We start from the raw sequence: 15959 nt of genomic DNA, 5'->3' as shown, positions 1-15959 counted from the left end.
GTTGAGCGATAGGGCACTTATCGCCAGACTGCGCCGGCCAAAAAAGGCGGCCATGCGATCTAGCATGGTTGCCGATAATCGACACCACAAATGGAGCTGAACCGCATGATCAAGACTTTCGGCAAAACTCTACTGGCCGTGACGCTGGCTGGCAGCGTGGCCGGTATGGCGCAGGCTGATGGCAAGGTACTGAACATCTACAACTGGTCGGACTACATCGCTGCAGACACGGTGGCCAAGTTCACCAAGGAAACCGGCATCAAGGTCACCTACGACGTCTTCGACTCCAACGAGACCCTGGAAGCCAAGCTGTTCGCCGGCAAATCCGGGTACGACATCGTAGTGCCGTCTAACAACTTCCTGGCCAAGCACATCAAGGCCAAGGTTTATCAGCCGCTGGACAAGTCCAAGCTGCCGAACTGGGACAACCTCGACAAGAACCTGCTGAAAACCGTGGAAGTCAGCGATCCGGGCAACCTGTACGCGTTCCCGTACATGTGGGGCTCGATCGGCATCGGCTTCAACGCGGAAAAGGTCAAGGCTGTGCTGGGCGAGAACGCTCCGGTGGACTCTTGGGACCTGCTGTTCAAGCCGGAGAACATCGAGAAGCTGAAGGCGTGTGGCGTGTCGTTCCTGGATTCGCCAACCGAGATCCTGCCGATCGCGCTGCAGTATCTGGGCTACGAGCCGACCAGCACCGACCCGAAAGAGCTCAAGGAAGCCGAAGCGCTGTTCCTGAAGATCCGTCCATCGGTCACCTATTTCCACTCCTCCAAGTACATCTCCGACCTGGCCAACGGCAACCTCTGCGTAGCCGTGGGTTATTCGGGTGATATCTACCAGGCCAAGTCTCGCGCTGAAGAAGCGGGCGGTGGGGTCGAGGTTTCCTACAACATTCCGAAGGAAGGCGCCGGTACCTTCTTCGACATGGTGGCCATCCCGGCTGATGCAGAGAACGTCGAGTCGGCTTATGCCTTCATGAACTTCTTGATGAAGCCGGAAATCATGGCGGAAATCACCAACGAGGTGCACTTCCCCAACGGCAATGCCAAGGCCACGCCGCTGGTGGATGAGGCTATCCGCAACGACCCGGGTGTGTATCCGACCCAGGAAACCATGGGCAAGCTCTACGCGTTCCCGGATCTGCCACCGGCAGCCCAGCGCGCAATGACCCGCAGCTGGACGAAGATCAAGTCTGGTCGCTGATCGAGCTGCAACCGCGGCGGTTATCATCGCCGCGGTTCGCTCCTGCACTGATAACGGGCGGATCGCCGCCGCCGAGCGTTGTGACCTGTTGCAATGCTTACCCAAACCGCGACGCATCGCTTGACGGTGATGGGCCATGAGAAGAGGACGACCTGTGCATTTTCCCCTGGGCAAGATTCTGACCACGACGGCGCTTTCAGTTGGCCTCGTAACCTCCGCCTATGCGGACGGTACTGTGCATATCTACAACTGGAGCGATTACATCGGTGAGGAGACCCTGGCCGAGTTCCAGAAGGCTACGGGCATCAAGCCGGTATACGACGTCTTCGACTCCAACGAAACCCTGGAAGGCAAACTGCTCGCCGGCCGCAGCGGCTACGACGTGGTGGTGCCGTCCAATCATTTTCTCGGCAAGCAGATCAAGGCGGGGGCTTTTCAGAAGCTCGACCGTAGCAAGCTGCCGAACTGGAACAACCTCGACCCGGCGCTGCTCAAGCAGCTCGAAGCCAACGACCCGGGCAATCAATATGCAGTGCCTTACTTGTGGGGCACCAATGGCATTGGCTACAACGTCGCCAAGGTCAAGGAAGTGCTGGGCGTCGAGAAAATCGACTCCTGGGCTGTGTTGTTCGAACCCGAGAATATGAAAAAGCTGGCGGCTTGCGGCGTTTCATTCATGGACTCGGCAGACGAGATGATTCCCTCGGTACTCAACTACCTGGGCATGAATCCGAACAGCCAAAGCGCCGACGATTACGCCAAGGCTGAAGCCAAGTTGCTGGAAGTGCGACCCTACGTGAGCTACTTCCACTCCTCGAAATACATCAGTGACCTGGCCAACGGCAACATTTGTGTAGCGTTCGGCTACTCCGGAGACGTTTTACAGGCAGCAGACCGTGCCGCGGAGGCCGGAAAGGGCGTCGAAATCGCCTATGCGATCCCCAAGGAGGGCGCCAATCTGTGGTTTGACATGCTCGCCATCCCCAAGGATGCCAGCAATGTCGAACAGGCCCATGCGTTCATCAACTACCTGCTCGATCCGCAAGTGATCGCCGGGGTCAGTGATTACGTCGGTTATGCCAACCCCAACACCAAGGCCGGGGAGCTGATGGATCAGGACATTCGCCAAGACGAGTCGGTGTATCCACCGCAGCCCGTGCTGGACAAGTTGTACGTGATGGCCGAACTGCCGCCCAAGGCGCAGCGGCTGATGACGCGAAGCTGGACGAAGATCAAGTCCGGAAGATGAACCCTTTAGCGCCCGGCCCATGCCGGGCGCCATTTTTGCTGCGGGAGTTTGGTAATGGCAGTTGCTTCCAGTACCTATAAGAAGGTCATCGAGGGGAGTCAGCAACCTAAAGAGGTGCTGGTCAAGATCGAGCGTGTGACCAAGAAGTTCGATGAGACCATCGCCGTCGAAGACGTCTCGCTGACCATCAACAAGGGCGAAATTTTCGCCCTGCTCGGTGGCTCCGGGTCGGGCAAGTCGACGCTGCTGCGCATGCTCGCGGGTTTCGAACGGCCTACCGAGGGGCGCATCTTCCTCGACGGACAGGACATTACCGACATGCCGGCCTACGAGCGGCCGATCAACATGATGTTCCAGTCCTACGCGCTTTTCCCGCACATGAGCGTGGCCGACAACATCGCCTTCGGCCTCAAGCAGGACAAGCTGCCCAAGCAGGAGATCGAGGCCCGTGTAGCCGAGATGCTCAAGCTGGTGCAGATGAGCCAATATGCCAAGCGCAAGCCGCACCAACTTTCCGGTGGCCAACGCCAGCGTGTGGCGCTGGCCCGCTCGCTGGCCAAGAAGCCCAAGCTGTTGCTGCTCGACGAACCGATGGGCGCGCTGGACAAGAAGCTGCGCTCGCAGATGCAGCTCGAGCTGGTGGAAATCATCGAGCGCGTGGGCGTGACCTGCGTGATGGTCACCCACGATCAGGAAGAGGCCATGACCATGGCCCAGCGCATCGCGATCATGCACCTGGGCTGGATCGCGCAGATCGGCAGCCCGATCGACATCTACGAAACGCCGGCCAGCCGCCTGGTCTGCGAGTTCATTGGCAACGTCAATCTGTTCGAAGGCCAGCTTGTTCACGATGACACCGACCACGCGGTGATCGACTGCCCGCAGCTCGACAAGCCAATCTACATCGGTCATGGCATCAGCACCCGCGCTCAGGAGACCCAGGTCACCTACGCGCTGCGTCCTGAAAAACTGCTGATGGCCACGCAACTGCCCAGTGACCACGAGCACCCCGATTACAACTGGAGCCACGGCATCGTTCACGATATCGCCTACCTGGGCGGGCACTCGGTGTACTACGTCAAGCTGACCTCGGGGCAGATTGTGCAGTGCTTTATCGCCAACGCCGAGCGCCGTGGCAAGCGGCCGACCTGGGATGACCCGGTGGTGGTGTTCTGGGAAGACGATAGTGGCGTGGTACTGCAGTCATGAAGATGAGCAGCCTGACCAAGCGAATGCCAAACGGCCGACACCTGGTGATCGGCATCCCCTTCATTTGGCTGTTTCTGTTCTTCCTGCTGCCGTTCATCATCGTGCTGAAGATCAGTTTCGCCGAAGCCGATGTGGCGATTCCGCCCTACACCGAAGTGTTCACCTGGGTAGACAACACGTTTTCGATGGTGCTGAACCTGGGCAACTACATCTTTCTTAGCGAAGATGAGCTGTATGTGGCTGCCTACCTGGGCTCGCTGAAGATCGCGTTCTTCAGCACCATTGCGTGCCTGCTGGTCGGCTATCCGATGGCTTACGCGATCGCCCGTGCCAAGAAAGAAACCCAGATGGTGCTGCTGTTGCTGGTGATGATGCCGACCTGGACGGCGATTCTGATCCGCGTTTACGCCTGGATGGGCATCCTCAGCAACAACGGGCTACTCAATGGTTTTTTACAAAGCATTGGCCTGATCGACGCACCGCTGCAGATTCTCAACACCAACACCGCGGTTTACATCGGCATCGTCTATTCGTACCTGCCGTTCATGATCCTGCCGCTGTTTGCCAACTTGGTGAAGCATGACCAGAGCTTGCTGGAAGCTGCATCGGATCTTGGTTCGAGCAACTTCAACAGTTTCTGGAAGATCACCGTGCCGCTGTCGAAGAACGGCATCATCGCCGGCTGCATGCTGGTGTTCATCCCGGTGGTGGGCGAATTCGTGATCCCCGAGCTGCTCGGTGGACCGGAGACGCTGATGATCGGCAAGGTGTTGTGGCAGGAGTTCTTCAACAACCGCGACTGGCCGGTGGCTTCCGCCCTGGCGGTGGTCATGCTGGCGCTGTTGTTGGTGCCGATCATCCTGTTCAACAAGAACCAGGCGAAAGAGATGGAGGGCCGGGCATGAAGAACTTCCGTTTCTCCACGATGATGCTTTGGGTTGGCTTCGCATTTATCTATCTGCCGATGCTGATCCTAGTGATCTATTCGTTCAACGCCTCGCGGCTGGTGACGGTATGGGGTGGGTGGTCGACCAAATGGTATGCCAGCCTGCTCGATGACCGGCAGCTCATGGGGGCCGTGTGGCGCTCGCTGGAAATCGCCTGCTACACGGCGATTGCCGCCGTGGCGCTGGGTACGCTCGCAGCCTTTGTGCTAACGCGGATCAACCGGTTCAAGGGCCGCACGTTGTTCGGTGGCCTAGTCACCGCGCCCCTGGTAATGCCCGAAGTGATTACCGGTCTGTCGCTGCTGCTGCTGTTCGTCGCCATGGCGCAACTGATCGGCTGGCCAGCAGAGCGCGGCATGTTGACGATCTGGATCGCTCACACCACGTTCTGCTCGGCCTACGTGGCTGTGGTGGTGTCGGCGCGCCTGCGTGAGCTCGATCTGTCGATCGAGGAAGCGGCAATGGATCTCGGCGCGCGGCCGTGGAAGGTCTTCTTTCTGATCACCATCCCGATGATCGCGCCGTCGCTGATGGCTGGCGGCATGATGTCGTTCGCGCTGTCTCTGGATGACCTGGTGCTGGCCAGTTTCGTGTCTGGCCCTGGCGCCACGACGCTGCCGATGGAGGTATTCTCCAAGGTCCGTCTGGGCGTGACGCCGGCGATCAACGCAGTGGCCAGTCTGATCCTGCTCGCAGTATCGCTGGTGACCTTCCTGGTCTGGTTCTTCGCCCACCGCGCTGAGGAGCAACGGCGCAAGGCGTTGCAGCAGGTCATGGAAGAAAGCCAGGCAGCGATTTCCGCCCGGCCAGAGGCCAAGCCAGCCCACTGAGTCCGCTTGGTCTACAGGCAATGCCCGCCGTCTGCGTCAGCAGGGCGGGCATTGTCTTTTCCGGGGCAAGCCTGCTGCCGCTGGCTGCAGGCGCCGTCGTGCTGACGAGCCGTGCGGCCACGGGGTCGCCAGCACGCCGACTCTATCCGCGCCGGCTGTTCGGCTCGCCTCATCCGATGCCCGCTGAACCCATCAGTCGATATGAATATGCGCCACAACCAAAAACGCCCGGGCATCGGCCCGGGCGTTTCGTTTTGCGTGGCGTATCAGCGGGTCAGGTGCAGGAAGTGCATGTGGCGCTCGTACTGGTCGAGAATGTCGCCAATCACTTCTTCACGGTTCCAGCCCATCACGTCGTAATCCTGGCCGCCTTCGTCCAGGTGGACTTCGGCGCGGAAGTACTTGCGCTCTTCGCTGGTGTCATCGCGCGTATCGCGCATCACGAAGCTTGGCTGGATCAGCGCACGGGGACGAACCTGATACTGGAAGTCCGCTTCGCTGCCATGGCTGACCGACAGCGTAACGCGGCCGTCTTCACCGCTTTCCACCTTGGCGTCGCGGCCTTGCTTGCGCAGCTCGTCGGCCACCTGCTCGCAGGCGGGCAGAACGGTTTCGGTGATGAAGCGGCTCACGTGGGAGCGACGCGGCAACATGACCATGCTGCGCAGACGGCGCTGCCAGCCGCCCGGGGCGGAGCTGCTGCGCGAGCTGAGCGAGACCTGATCACGCAGGCCCCGCTTGGCAGCATCCAGTCTCAAGGCACGCAGCAGCCCCCACATGGACGCCATCAGCGCGATCACGAACGGCAGGGCGCTGGCGATAGTCGCGGTCTGCAGGGCCTTGAGGCCGTCGGCGAGCAGCAGCGAAGCGGCCACCACGCCCATCAGCACGGCCCAGAAGATGCGCTGCCAGACCGGCGTCTTGTCCTGGCCTCCGGAGGCAAGCATGTCCACCACCATGGCGCCGGAGTCAGCCGAGGTGACGAAGAACACCACGACCATGATGATGGCGATCTGCGACAGAATCATGGACAGCGGGAAGTGTTCCAGGAACGCGAACAACGCCAGGGCACTGTCCTCGTCCACCGCTTCGGCCAGGTCGGTGATGCCATCGACCATGATCATGTGGATCGCGGTATCGCCGAATACGGTCATCCACAGCAGGGTGAAGCCGGCTGGCACGACCAATACGCCGCTGATGAACTGGCGAATGGTGCGGCCACGGGAAATGCGCGCGATGAACAGGCCGACGAAGGGCGACCATGACAGCCACCAGCCCCAGTAGAACAGGGTCCAGCCGCCGATCCAGTCGGTTGGCTCGTAGGCGTAGAGGTTGAAGGTCTTGCTGACGATCTCCGACAGGTAGCCGCCAGTGTTCTGCACGAAGGTCTGCAGGATGAAGACGGTCGGGCCAAGCACCAGCACGAACAGCAGCAGCGCGACGGCGAGCATCATGTTCAGCTCGGACAGGCGACGAATCCCCTTGTCCAGGCCGCTGACCACGGAAATGGTCGCCAGCCCCATAGTGCAGATCAGCAGGCCGATCTGCACGGTGGTGGTGGTCGGCAAACCGTAGAGGTGGTTAAGCCCTGTATTGATCTGCAGTACGCCGTAACCCAGTGACGTGGCAACGCCGAGCACCGTACCGATCACCGCGAAGATGTCCACGGCATGGCCAATCGGGCCATAGATGCGGTCGCCAATCAGCGGGTAGAGCGCCGAGCGCAACGTCAGCGGCAGGTTATGCCGGTAGGCGAAGTAGGCGAGGATCAACGCGACAATGGCGTAGATGGCCCAGGCGTGCAGGCCCCAGTGGAAGAAGGTGAGCTTCATCGCCTCCTTGGCCGCCTGGACGGTCTGCGGGTCGCCAACTGGCGGGGCGATGAAGTGCATCACCGGCTCGGCCACGCCGAAGAACATTAGGCCGATACCCATGCCTGCGCAGAACAGCATGGAGAACCAGGTGGTGTTGTTGTATTCGGGTTCGCTGTGGTCGGGGCCAAGCTTGATGTCGCCGTATCGACTGACAGCGAGGAATACCACGAACAACAGGATCAGCGCGACGGAGAGGATATATACCCAACTGGCGTTCTCGATGATCCATGTCTGGGTGGCACCGAAGACGCTCTGCGCATTGTCTTTGAACACAGTGCTGTAGATCACCAGGCAGGCAATCAGGAACGTGGAGCCGAAAAATACCGGGGGGTTGAGTGTGGAGCGAGAAGACAGGGGTGCCTCCATGAGCTAGCTCTCCTTGGTCAGAGTCTATCCATGACAGATGCATCACTTGTTCGAGCTTAGGCTAGATCAAGCGAACAGTCGGATGGAGAAACGACTCGGTTTATCGGATGGCCGCCAAGGGCGGAAGGCCCGGCATAGTACCATCATCGATAGTGAGTTTCTTGAAAGTGCCAGCTATCGATAGGTTTGCTTGTTGTTCGTTCAGCTTATTTTTCGCCTTACAGGTTCGTGCGGTACTGCAGCGCTTCCGCCAGATGCTGGCGGCTTATGGCGGTTTCGCTCTGCAAGTCGGCCAGTGTGCGCGCGACCTTAAGCACCCGGTGAGCGGAGCGCAGCGACAGCGTCAGGCGCTCGCAAGCATGCTCCAGCCACTCGCGGTCTATATCGTTCAGCACGCAATGCTCGCGCAGCCCCGGCAGGTCGAGAAAGGCATTGGCGATACCCTGGCGGCGTAACTGAATGTCCCGTGCCGTCGCCACCCGGGCGGCAGCAGTCGCGCTGCTTTCACCACTGTCTTGCGGTGGGCTGAGTGCCGTGCTCTCCCGGGCGACGGTAATATGCAGGTCGATACGGTCGAGCAGTGGGCCGGATAGCTTGCCGCGGTAACGCTGAATCTGCTCCGGGCTGCAGCGACAACGGCCGCTGGGATCGCCGAGGAATCCGCAAGGGCAGGGATTCATGGCGGCCACCAGCTGGAAACGGGCAGGGAAACTGACCTTGTCTCGGGCGCGGGCAATCACGATCTGACCGCTCTCCAGTGGCTCCCTCAAGACCTCAAGCACGCGCCGATCAAATTCGGGTAGCTCATCAAGAAACAGCACGCCGTGATGGGCGAGCGTAATCTCGCCCGGTTGCGGGCGACTGCCACCCCCCACCAGTGCCGGCCCTGACGCGCTGTGATGAGGATGCCGAAAAGGGCGCTGCGGCCAGCTTTGCAACGGTGTATGGCTGGCCACCGAGCGAATCGCGGCGACCTGCAAGGCCTCTTCTTCCGTCAGAGGTGGCAGGAGCCCGGGCAGGCGACTGGCGAGCAGTGTCTTGCCGGTGCCGGGCGGGCCGCTCAATAGAAGATTATGACCACCCGCCGCGGCGACCAGCAACGCACGCTTGGCGGCAAGCTGCCCCTGCACCTCGGCGAGGTCCGGATAGGGTTGGGTGTGGCGCAATAAGCCTTGGGCTTGGTAGTGCGCCATTGGCGCTTGCCCGGTGAGGTGGCCGACCAACTCAAGCAGATGCCCAGCGGCCAGCACCGTGAGCCCGGACGCCAGGCTGGCTTCCTCGGCATTCTCCTTGGGCACCACCAGTGTGCGGCCTGCTTCGCGCGCGGCCAGTGCCGCCGGCAGCACGCCCTGCACCGGACGTATCGCGCCGGATAGCGCCAGTTCGCCGAGGCATTCAAGTGAGGTCAGCGACTCCGCCGGGAGCTGGCCGCTGGCGGCCAGAATGCCCAGCGCGATGGCCAGATCGAAACGGCCGCCATCCTTGGGAAGATCGGCTGGTGCCAGGTTCAGGGTGATGCGTCGCGGGGGAAAATCCAATGCGCAGTTGAGGATGGCGCTACGTACGCGATCCTTGCTTTCCTTGACCGCGGTTTCCGGCAGGCCGACTAGCGCCAGTGAGGGCAGTCCGTTGGCCAGGTGGGCCTCTACGGTCACGATGGGGGCGTCAACGCCGACTTGGGCGCGGCTGTGGACTATGGCCAATGACATCGATCACTCCTTGATCGGCTGCCGGCCGAGCAGGTTACTCGACCGGTGTGTGCTGCTGCGCTGAGGTGGTGCGTGCTTCGATTTCCGCGATCTTGGCTTCCAGCGCTTCGAGACGCGCGCGCGTGCGAGCTAGGACGACCATTTGACTGTCGAATTCTTCACGGCTCACCAGGTCGAGCTTGCTGAAGCTGCTTTGCAAAAGCGCTTTGAGCTGGCTTTCGATTTCGCTACGGGGCAGGGGAGTGTCGCCACTGAGCAGGCGCGAAGCCTGGCTGCTAAGGGCGTCGAACAAGGCTTTGGGTGGCAGCATGAGAACCTTCCGAAAACGAGTGCGCGCAGTGTAGCACGGTGATTTTCAGGCACGGCACCAAGGCTGCGCACCAATACCGTGCAGAGTTGCGTGCAGTTTGGCGCCCTCTTGGTGCGCCAACAGCGCCAAAGCTTATCAAGCGAAGCCGCAGATCCTCTCAACTCCCTGAAATGCGGCGGTTTGCCGGTATTGGCAAGCTTTCTGCTTAGTCGCTAGTAGCCCATGCACCGATGCGGTTCGGGTGAACCGGGCGGGCACTGCGCGGTTCGTCGGCAACAGTTAGCGCAATCGGATGGGCCTGTGTTGGCAACCGATGCATACAAAAGCCAGACACTGAGCTTAGACTTGCGACGGGGTAACAATTCCTGGGGCAAGTCCACCTTTACGGGAGAGAGTTTCATGAAACTAGTCACTGCCATCATCAAGCCGTTCAAGCTGGACGACGTGCGCGAGTCGCTGTCTGAAATCGGCGTGCAAGGCATCACCGTGACCGAAGTCAAAGGCTTCGGTCGTCAGAAGGGCCATACCGAGCTGTATCGCGGTGCCGAATACGTCGTCGACTTCCTGCCCAAGGTGAAGATTGACGTGGCCATCGCCGACGATCAACTGGACCGAGTCATTGAAGCGATCACCAAGGCTGCCAACACCGGCAAGATCGGTGACGGCAAGATTTTCGTTGTAAACCTGGAACAGGCGATCCGCATCCGTACCGGCGAAACCGATACCGACGCGATCTAAAGCTCCGCCCCCACCCCAATCGTCCCCAGGAGTTAAATCATGACTCTGCGAAAATTCGCAGGGCTTGGAGCCCTTTCGTCCCTGTTTTTCCCAGGCCTGGCCATGGCGCAGGAAGCGACGCTGAATTCCGGTGATACCGCCTGGATGCTGACTGCGACCGCCTTGGTGCTGTTCATGACCATTCCAGGCCTGGCGCTGTTCTACGCAGGCATGGTGCGTTCCAAGAACGTACTGTCGGTGATGATGCAGTGCTTCGCCATTACCGCCCTGATGAGCATCCTGTGGTTCGCCTACGGCTACAGCTTGGCGTTCGACACCACCGGGATGGAAGCCGGCGTGACCAACTTCAGCTCCTTCGTGGGCGGCTTGGGCAACATGTTCCTCGGCAACCTGACCAAGGAATCGCTAACCGCGGCTTTCCCTGAAAGTGTCTTTATCACCTTCCAGATGACCTTCGCCATCATCACCCCGGCGCTGATCGTCGGCGCGTTCGCCGAGCGTATGAAGTTCTCGGCGATGCTGGTGTTCATGACGGTGTGGTTCACTCTCGTCTACGCACCTATCGCCCACATGGTCTGGGGCGGCGACGGTGCGCTGATGTGGGACTGGGGTGTGCTGGACTTTGCCGGCGGCACCGTGGTGCACATCAATGCCGGTATCGCCGGGCTAGTAGCGTGCATCGTGCTGGGCAAACGCAAGGGCTTCCCGAGCGTGGCCATGGCGCCGCACAACCTCGGTTACACCCTGATCGGCGCTGCGATGCTGTGGGTCGGCTGGTTTGGCTTCAACGCCGGTTCGGCTGTTGCCGCCGACCAGACCGCAGGCATGGCCATGCTGGTGACGCAGATCGCCACCGCGGCTGCCGCCCTGAGCTGGATGTTCGCCGAGTGGGTTGCACACGGTAAGCCAAGTGCCCTGGGCATCGCCTCGGGTGTGGTGGCTGGCCTGGTCGCCATCACGCCGGCTGCCGGCACCGTTGGCCCGATGGGCGCGATGTTCATCGGCCTGGCTTCCGGGGTGATCTGCTTCTTCTGCGCCACCAGCCTCAAGCGCAAGCTGGGCTACGACGACTCTCTCGATGTATTCGGTGTGCATGGCGTGGGCGGCATCGTCGGCGCGCTGTTGACCGGCATCTTCGCGGCACCGGCTTTTGGCGGTTTTGGCGAAGTGGAAAACATCGGCCTGCAGTTGTGGATTCAGTTCAAAGGCGTTGCCTTCACGGTGATCTACACCGCCATCGTCACCTTCGTGATCCTCAAGGTCATCGATGCAGTGATGGGGCTGCGGGTCAGCGAGGAAGAAGAGTCGGTCGGCCTCGACCTGGCGCAACACAACGAGCGTGGCTACATCCTGTAAACCCATCGCCCGCCACGCAGTGGTGGGTTAAAGCACACGGAGTGCGCCCGGAGCCAACCCGGGCGCCTCGACCGCTCCATGCCTGAACAGGCGTGACGGCTAGAGGTGAAAAATGGACAACACAGCATTGACTGCACTGCAGTACGGTTTCGATACCTTCTACTTCCTGATCTGCGGCGCCCTGGTGATGTGGATGGCGGCGGGCTTCGCCATGCTCGAAGCGGGCCTGGTGCGCGCCAAGAACACCACCGAGATCCTGACCAAGAACGTGGCGCTGTTCGCCATTGCCTGCGTGATGTATCTGCTGGTCGGCTACACCATCATGTACTCCAGCCCGGAAGGTGGCATCTTGCCGAGCCTGGGCTTCCTGATCGGCGATGAACACAGCGTCGAAGCGGTGCTCGCCGGCGGTGAAGACGCGCCCTACTATGCCGCGCGATCCGATTTCTTCTTCCAGATCGTGTTCGCTGCTACCTGCATGTCGATCGTCTCCGGTGCGGTCGCCGAGCGCATGAAACTGTGGGCCTTCATCGCTTTCGCGGTGGTCATGACGGGGATCATCTACCCGGTCCAGGGCTTCTGGAAATGGGGCGGCGGCTTCCTCGACGCTGCCGGCTTCCTCGACTTTGCCGGTTCCAGCGTAGTGCACATGGCGGGTGCAACCGCAGCTCTGGCTGGGGTGCTGCTGCTTGGCGCGCGCAAGGGCAAATACGGCGCCAAGGGCCAGATCAACGCCATCCCTGGCGCCAACTTGCCGCTGGCAACGCTGGGCATGTTCATCCTGTGGATGGGCTGGTTCGGCTTCAACGGTGGTTCGCAGCTGAAGATGAGCACCATTGAAGACGCCAATGCCGTCGCTCAGGTGTTCGTCAACACCAACATGGGCGCCGCTGGCGGTTTGATTGCCGCATTGATCGTCGCGCGCATTCTGTTCGGTAAGACCGACCTGACTATGGCCATCAACGGCGCATTGGCCGGCCTGGTGTCGATCACTGCTGAGCCGCTGACCCCAAGTGCGCTGCAAGCCACCCTGATCGGCGGCGTGGGCGGTGTACTGGTGGTGTTCTCCATCCTGGCACTCGACAAGATACGGATCGACGACCCGGTCGGCGCCATTTCGGTACATGGTGTGGCGGGTATCTGGGGCACTCTGGCGGTCTGCCTGACCAATGGCGAGGCGACTCTGGGCGCCCAGCTGCTGGGTATCGTATCCATCTTCGCCTGGGTATTCATCGCCAGCCTGATCGTCTGGGCCATTATCAAGGCGGTGTTCGGCCTGCGGGTTTCCGAAGAAGAAGAGTACGAGGGCGTCGACCTGGCCGAGTGCGGGATGGAGGCTTATCCCGAGTTCACCAGCAAGAAATAACCGACTCGCCTCGCCAGCATTTCAGTAATGGCGAGGCTGCAAGATGTTCTTGCAGCTAAATAGTGGTCGAACAACAGCAAAGGGCGCTCAGGCGCCCTTTGTTTTTTTGTACGGCACGCTAGAATGCGCGCGTTGAAGAGGACGACGAACATGTGGCAGCAATGGCTGATCACCCTGCGTTCAAGGCCGCGAGGCTTCCACCTCGTAACCGACGAAGTGCAGGATGCGTTACCGGAACTGGCGAGCTGCAGGGTGGGTCTGTTACACCTGTGGCTGCAGCACACATCGGCGTCGTTGACGGTCAACGAGAATGCCGACCCGGCAGTACGCCGCGACTTCGAGCGCTTTTTTCGCCGTCTCGTTCCCGAGGATGCAACCGGGTTCGAGCATTGCGACGAGGGCCCGGATGATTTGCCGGCGCACTTCAAGTCGAGCTTGCTGGGCGTGCAGTTGCAGATACCCGTTAGTCAGGGTCGTCTTGCGCTGGGCACTTGGCAGGGGATTTACCTCGGCGAGCACCGTGAACAGGGTGGTGCGCGTCGGGTGCTAGCGACCTTGCAAGGTACGGCAAATTGAATTTTTTCCAGGCGTGCGGTATCGGACGACTGGGCTATAACTAACCTGCTTTTCGCAAGTCATGAGGCTGAACATGAGCGACGAAGAACTGGAACAAGACGAGCTGGAAGGCGCAGACGAGGACGACGGCGAGGAGCTGGCGGCCGCGGATGGCGATGTGGCAGATGACGACAGCGAATCCGACAGCCCGGCGCCTGCCAAAGGCAAGGCAAAGAAAGCCGTCGAAGTAGAAGAGCTGCCGAGTGTCGAAGCTAAGCAGAAGGAACGCGATGCGCTGGCTCGCGCCATGGAAGAGTTCTTGTCGCGTGGCGGCAAGGTGCAGGAAGTGGAGCCCAACGTGGTTTCCGACCCGCCCAAGAAGCCTGACAGCAAGTACGGCAGTCGCCCTATCTGACGCGAAAGCTGGTAGGAAACGCAAAAGCCCGCCCTCTCAGGCGGGCTTTTGCGTTTGTGTCGGAGAATATTGCTGCGGCACGGGAGATTAATGGCGGTAGCGGCCGTTCGTTATGGGGCATTGCTACGGCCGTTAACGATCTTTTGTAAGGGGGGGCGACGCTTCACCGTCCACCGCTCCGCAATCGCAATGGTGGACAAAAAGAGCGTTGTCCACCCTACGACCTATGCCCAGCGTTCCAGCAAGGCCGGCAGCTCGCTGAGGCTGGCAATCTCCGCGTCCGCTTCGCCGTCATCGGCCCAAACCTTGCGTTGCGGGTTGAACCACACCGCGCGCCATCCAGCGGCGCGTGCGCCGGCGATATCGTCGCCGGGGTGATCGCCGATGTGCACCGCTTGCTCGGCAGTCAGGCCAGCGCGGTTGAGCGCTTCGCGAAACGGCGTGGCATCCGGTTTGCCGACACCCAGCTCCTCGGCGCACAGAATGAAACTGAAGTAGTCGGCCAGACCCAGTCGACGTACATCGGCATTGCCGTTGGTGATCACGCCGAGTTTGTAGTGATTGGCCAGTCGTTCCAGCGTGGTCACGGTGTCGGCAAAAAAGGTGATGGCGTGACGTGCTTCGAGCATCGCCTGAAAGGCACCTTCGGCCAGATGCTGAGCCTCGTCGGCTGCATAGCCGACCCCTTCCAGAGCATGGCGCAGGGTACGGCGGCGCAATTCACTCAGTCGATATTTCAGGCCCGGCTCGCCTTCCAGCAGGCGGCTGCGGGTTTGCCCCAGGTAATCCACCGGCTGGCTCGCCAGGCGCGGTGCGTGCTCGCTGAGCCAGTCGCGCATGGCCGTTTCGGCGCCGAGGATCACCGGGCGATTGTCCCACAGCGTGTCGTCGAGGTCGAAGGTGATCAGGCGGATACTCATGAGTCCTGTTCCTTGCGGCGCTTGGCCCGTGGATGGGCGCTGTCGTAGACCTTGCTCAAATGGCCAAAGTCCAAGTGGGTATAGATCTGCGTGGTGGCGATGTCGGCATGCCCGAGCAACTCCTGTACCGCGCGTAGATCCTGAGACGACTCGAGCATGTGGCTGGCGAAAGAGTGCCGCAGCATATGCGGGTGAATGTGCTGGCCCAGTTCGCTGATGCCCACCTGGCGCACTCGCAGCTGCACCGCGCGAGCGCCGATGCGCCGGCCCTGGCGGCTGATGAACACTGCGCCATCCGCCGGGTTGGCCAGGGCACGCAGCGGCAGCCACTGTTCCAGGGCCTCACGCGCTTTGCTACCGACTGGCAGCTCGCGCACCTTGTTGCCCTTGCCGACCACGCGCACTAACCCGGCAGGTAGGTCGAGGCCATCCAGGTTCAGTGCGACCAATTCGGACAGGCGCAGGCCCGATGAGTAGAACAGCTCGAGCATGGCGTGATCACGCCGGGCAATGAAGTCGTCTTCCTGCGCGCCGTCGAGCAGTTGGCTGGCGCGGTCCACATCCAGCACCTTGGGGAGCCGGCGCTCGCCTTTGGGCGGCATGAGGCCGTTGGCTGGATCATGGCGGCAATGGCCTTCACGAATCAGATAGCGGTACAGGCCGCGGGTGGCCGACAGCAAACGGGCCAGACTGCGAGCTGACTGGCCTTCCATGTGCAGGCGTGCGACCAGGCGACGAAGGCGTGCGGTGTCGAGAGCTGCCCAGTCGGCCAGCCCCTCTTTCTCGCAGTAGGTGAGCAGCTTGCCCAGATCCCGGCGATAGCCGTCCAGTGTGTGGACGGACACCTGGCGCTCACTGCGCAGGTGTTCAAGGTAGGCCTCGAGGTTGGCGGCAAGCTTCACGCTAAAA

At 61.0% G+C, this 15959-nt stretch carries 15 protein-coding genes; 10 read left to right on the top strand and 5 right to left on the bottom strand.

Annotated elements, in window-relative coordinates:
• The first annotated feature begins 105 nt into the window (after positions 1 to 105).
• The 5 genes from BLS60_RS09245 (at position 106) to BLS60_RS09225 (ending at position 5441) form a co-directional block, all read left to right on the top strand.
• Positions 106 to 1206 carry a polyamine ABC transporter substrate-binding protein gene (locus tag BLS60_RS09245; protein ID WP_070880450.1) on the top strand — a complete coding sequence of 367 codons (1101 nt, stop codon included), beginning with the start codon at positions 106 to 108 and terminating at the stop codon, positions 1204 to 1206.
• A 175-nt stretch (positions 1207 to 1381) separates the two neighbouring features.
• Positions 1382 to 2455: a polyamine ABC transporter substrate-binding protein gene (locus tag BLS60_RS09240; protein WP_241077601.1), complete on the top strand. Its 1074-nt coding sequence runs from the start codon at positions 1382 to 1384 to the stop codon at positions 2453 to 2455.
• Between the two features lie 54 nt (positions 2456 to 2509).
• A complete protein-coding gene (potA, locus tag BLS60_RS09235; protein WP_070880298.1) occupies positions 2510 to 3664 on the top strand; it encodes a polyamine ABC transporter ATP-binding protein in 1155 nt (384 codons plus the stop codon).
• Positions 3661 to 4569, top strand: coding sequence for an ABC transporter permease subunit (locus BLS60_RS09230; RefSeq protein WP_092367156.1), 909 nt, complete (start codon positions 3661 to 3663; stop codon positions 4567 to 4569). The genes potA and BLS60_RS09230 overlap by 4 nt, the downstream gene beginning before the upstream one ends.
• Positions 4566 to 5441 (top strand): ABC transporter permease subunit, encoded by an 876-nt coding sequence (locus tag BLS60_RS09225; RefSeq protein ID WP_092367153.1) that lies wholly within the window; start codon positions 4566 to 4568, stop codon positions 5439 to 5441. The genes BLS60_RS09230 and BLS60_RS09225 overlap by 4 nt, the downstream gene beginning before the upstream one ends.
• Before the next feature lie 266 nt (positions 5442 to 5707).
• On the opposite strand, the gene BLS60_RS09220 is transcribed toward BLS60_RS09225, so the two are convergent.
• From BLS60_RS09220 to BLS60_RS09210, 3 genes are all read right to left on the bottom strand, one after another.
• Positions 5708 to 7681 carry a BCCT family transporter gene (locus tag BLS60_RS09220; protein ID WP_092367150.1) on the bottom strand — a complete coding sequence of 658 codons (1974 nt, stop codon included), beginning with the start codon at positions 7679 to 7681 and terminating at the stop codon, positions 5708 to 5710.
• Positions 7682 to 7899: 218 nt separating this feature from the next.
• Positions 7900 to 9390 (bottom strand): YifB family Mg chelatase-like AAA ATPase, encoded by a 1491-nt coding sequence (locus BLS60_RS09215; protein ID WP_092367147.1) that lies wholly within the window; start codon positions 9388 to 9390, stop codon positions 7900 to 7902.
• 34 nt (positions 9391 to 9424) lie between these two features.
• A complete protein-coding gene (locus tag BLS60_RS09210; RefSeq protein ID WP_092367144.1) occupies positions 9425 to 9700 on the bottom strand; it encodes an accessory factor UbiK family protein in 276 nt (91 codons plus the stop codon).
• A gap of 399 nt (positions 9701 to 10099) precedes the next feature.
• Here BLS60_RS09210 and glnK point away from each other — a divergent pair, with 399 nt between their 5' ends.
• The 5 genes from glnK to sutA all read left to right on the top strand — a co-directional run bounded on the left by glnK (position 10100) and on the right by sutA (position 14130).
• Positions 10100 to 10438, top strand: coding sequence for a P-II family nitrogen regulator (gene glnK, locus BLS60_RS09205; RefSeq protein ID WP_003096476.1), 339 nt, complete (start codon positions 10100 to 10102; stop codon positions 10436 to 10438).
• A 39-nt stretch (positions 10439 to 10477) separates the two neighbouring features.
• Complete coding sequence (locus tag BLS60_RS09200; protein ID WP_070880292.1) at positions 10478 to 11794, top strand: ammonium transporter; 1317 nt, start codon at positions 10478 to 10480, stop codon at positions 11792 to 11794.
• Positions 11795 to 11906: 112 nt separating this feature from the next.
• Positions 11907 to 13160, top strand: coding sequence for an ammonium transporter (locus tag BLS60_RS09195; protein WP_092367141.1), 1254 nt, complete (start codon positions 11907 to 11909; stop codon positions 13158 to 13160).
• A 150-nt stretch (positions 13161 to 13310) separates the two neighbouring features.
• Positions 13311 to 13736: a secondary thiamine-phosphate synthase enzyme YjbQ gene (locus tag BLS60_RS09190; protein ID WP_070880449.1), complete on the top strand. Its 426-nt coding sequence runs from the start codon at positions 13311 to 13313 to the stop codon at positions 13734 to 13736.
• 73 nt (positions 13737 to 13809) lie between these two features.
• On the top strand, positions 13810 to 14130 hold the full coding sequence (sutA, locus tag BLS60_RS09185) for a transcriptional regulator SutA (RefSeq protein WP_070880290.1): 321 nt from the start codon (positions 13810 to 13812) through the stop codon (positions 14128 to 14130).
• A gap of 224 nt (positions 14131 to 14354) precedes the next feature.
• On the opposite strand, the gene BLS60_RS09180 is transcribed toward sutA, so the two are convergent.
• Both BLS60_RS09180 and xerC read right to left on the bottom strand, forming a co-directional pair.
• A complete protein-coding gene (locus tag BLS60_RS09180; protein WP_092367138.1) occupies positions 14355 to 15050 on the bottom strand; it encodes an HAD family hydrolase in 696 nt (231 codons plus the stop codon).
• Entirely contained in the window at positions 15047 to 15952 is a 906-nt protein-coding gene (xerC, locus tag BLS60_RS09175; RefSeq protein ID WP_070880288.1) for a tyrosine recombinase XerC, read from the bottom strand. The genes BLS60_RS09180 and xerC overlap by 4 nt, the downstream gene beginning before the upstream one ends.
• Positions 15953 to 15959 lie beyond the last annotated feature (7 nt).

The sequence above is a fragment of the Phytopseudomonas seleniipraecipitans genome (assembly GCF_900102335.1).
In the GTDB taxonomy this organism is placed as follows: domain Bacteria; phylum Pseudomonadota; class Gammaproteobacteria; order Pseudomonadales; family Pseudomonadaceae; genus Aquipseudomonas; species Aquipseudomonas seleniipraecipitans.
Note: the sequence above shows the minus strand (reverse complement) of the source record. Positions and strands in the feature narration are given on the sequence as shown.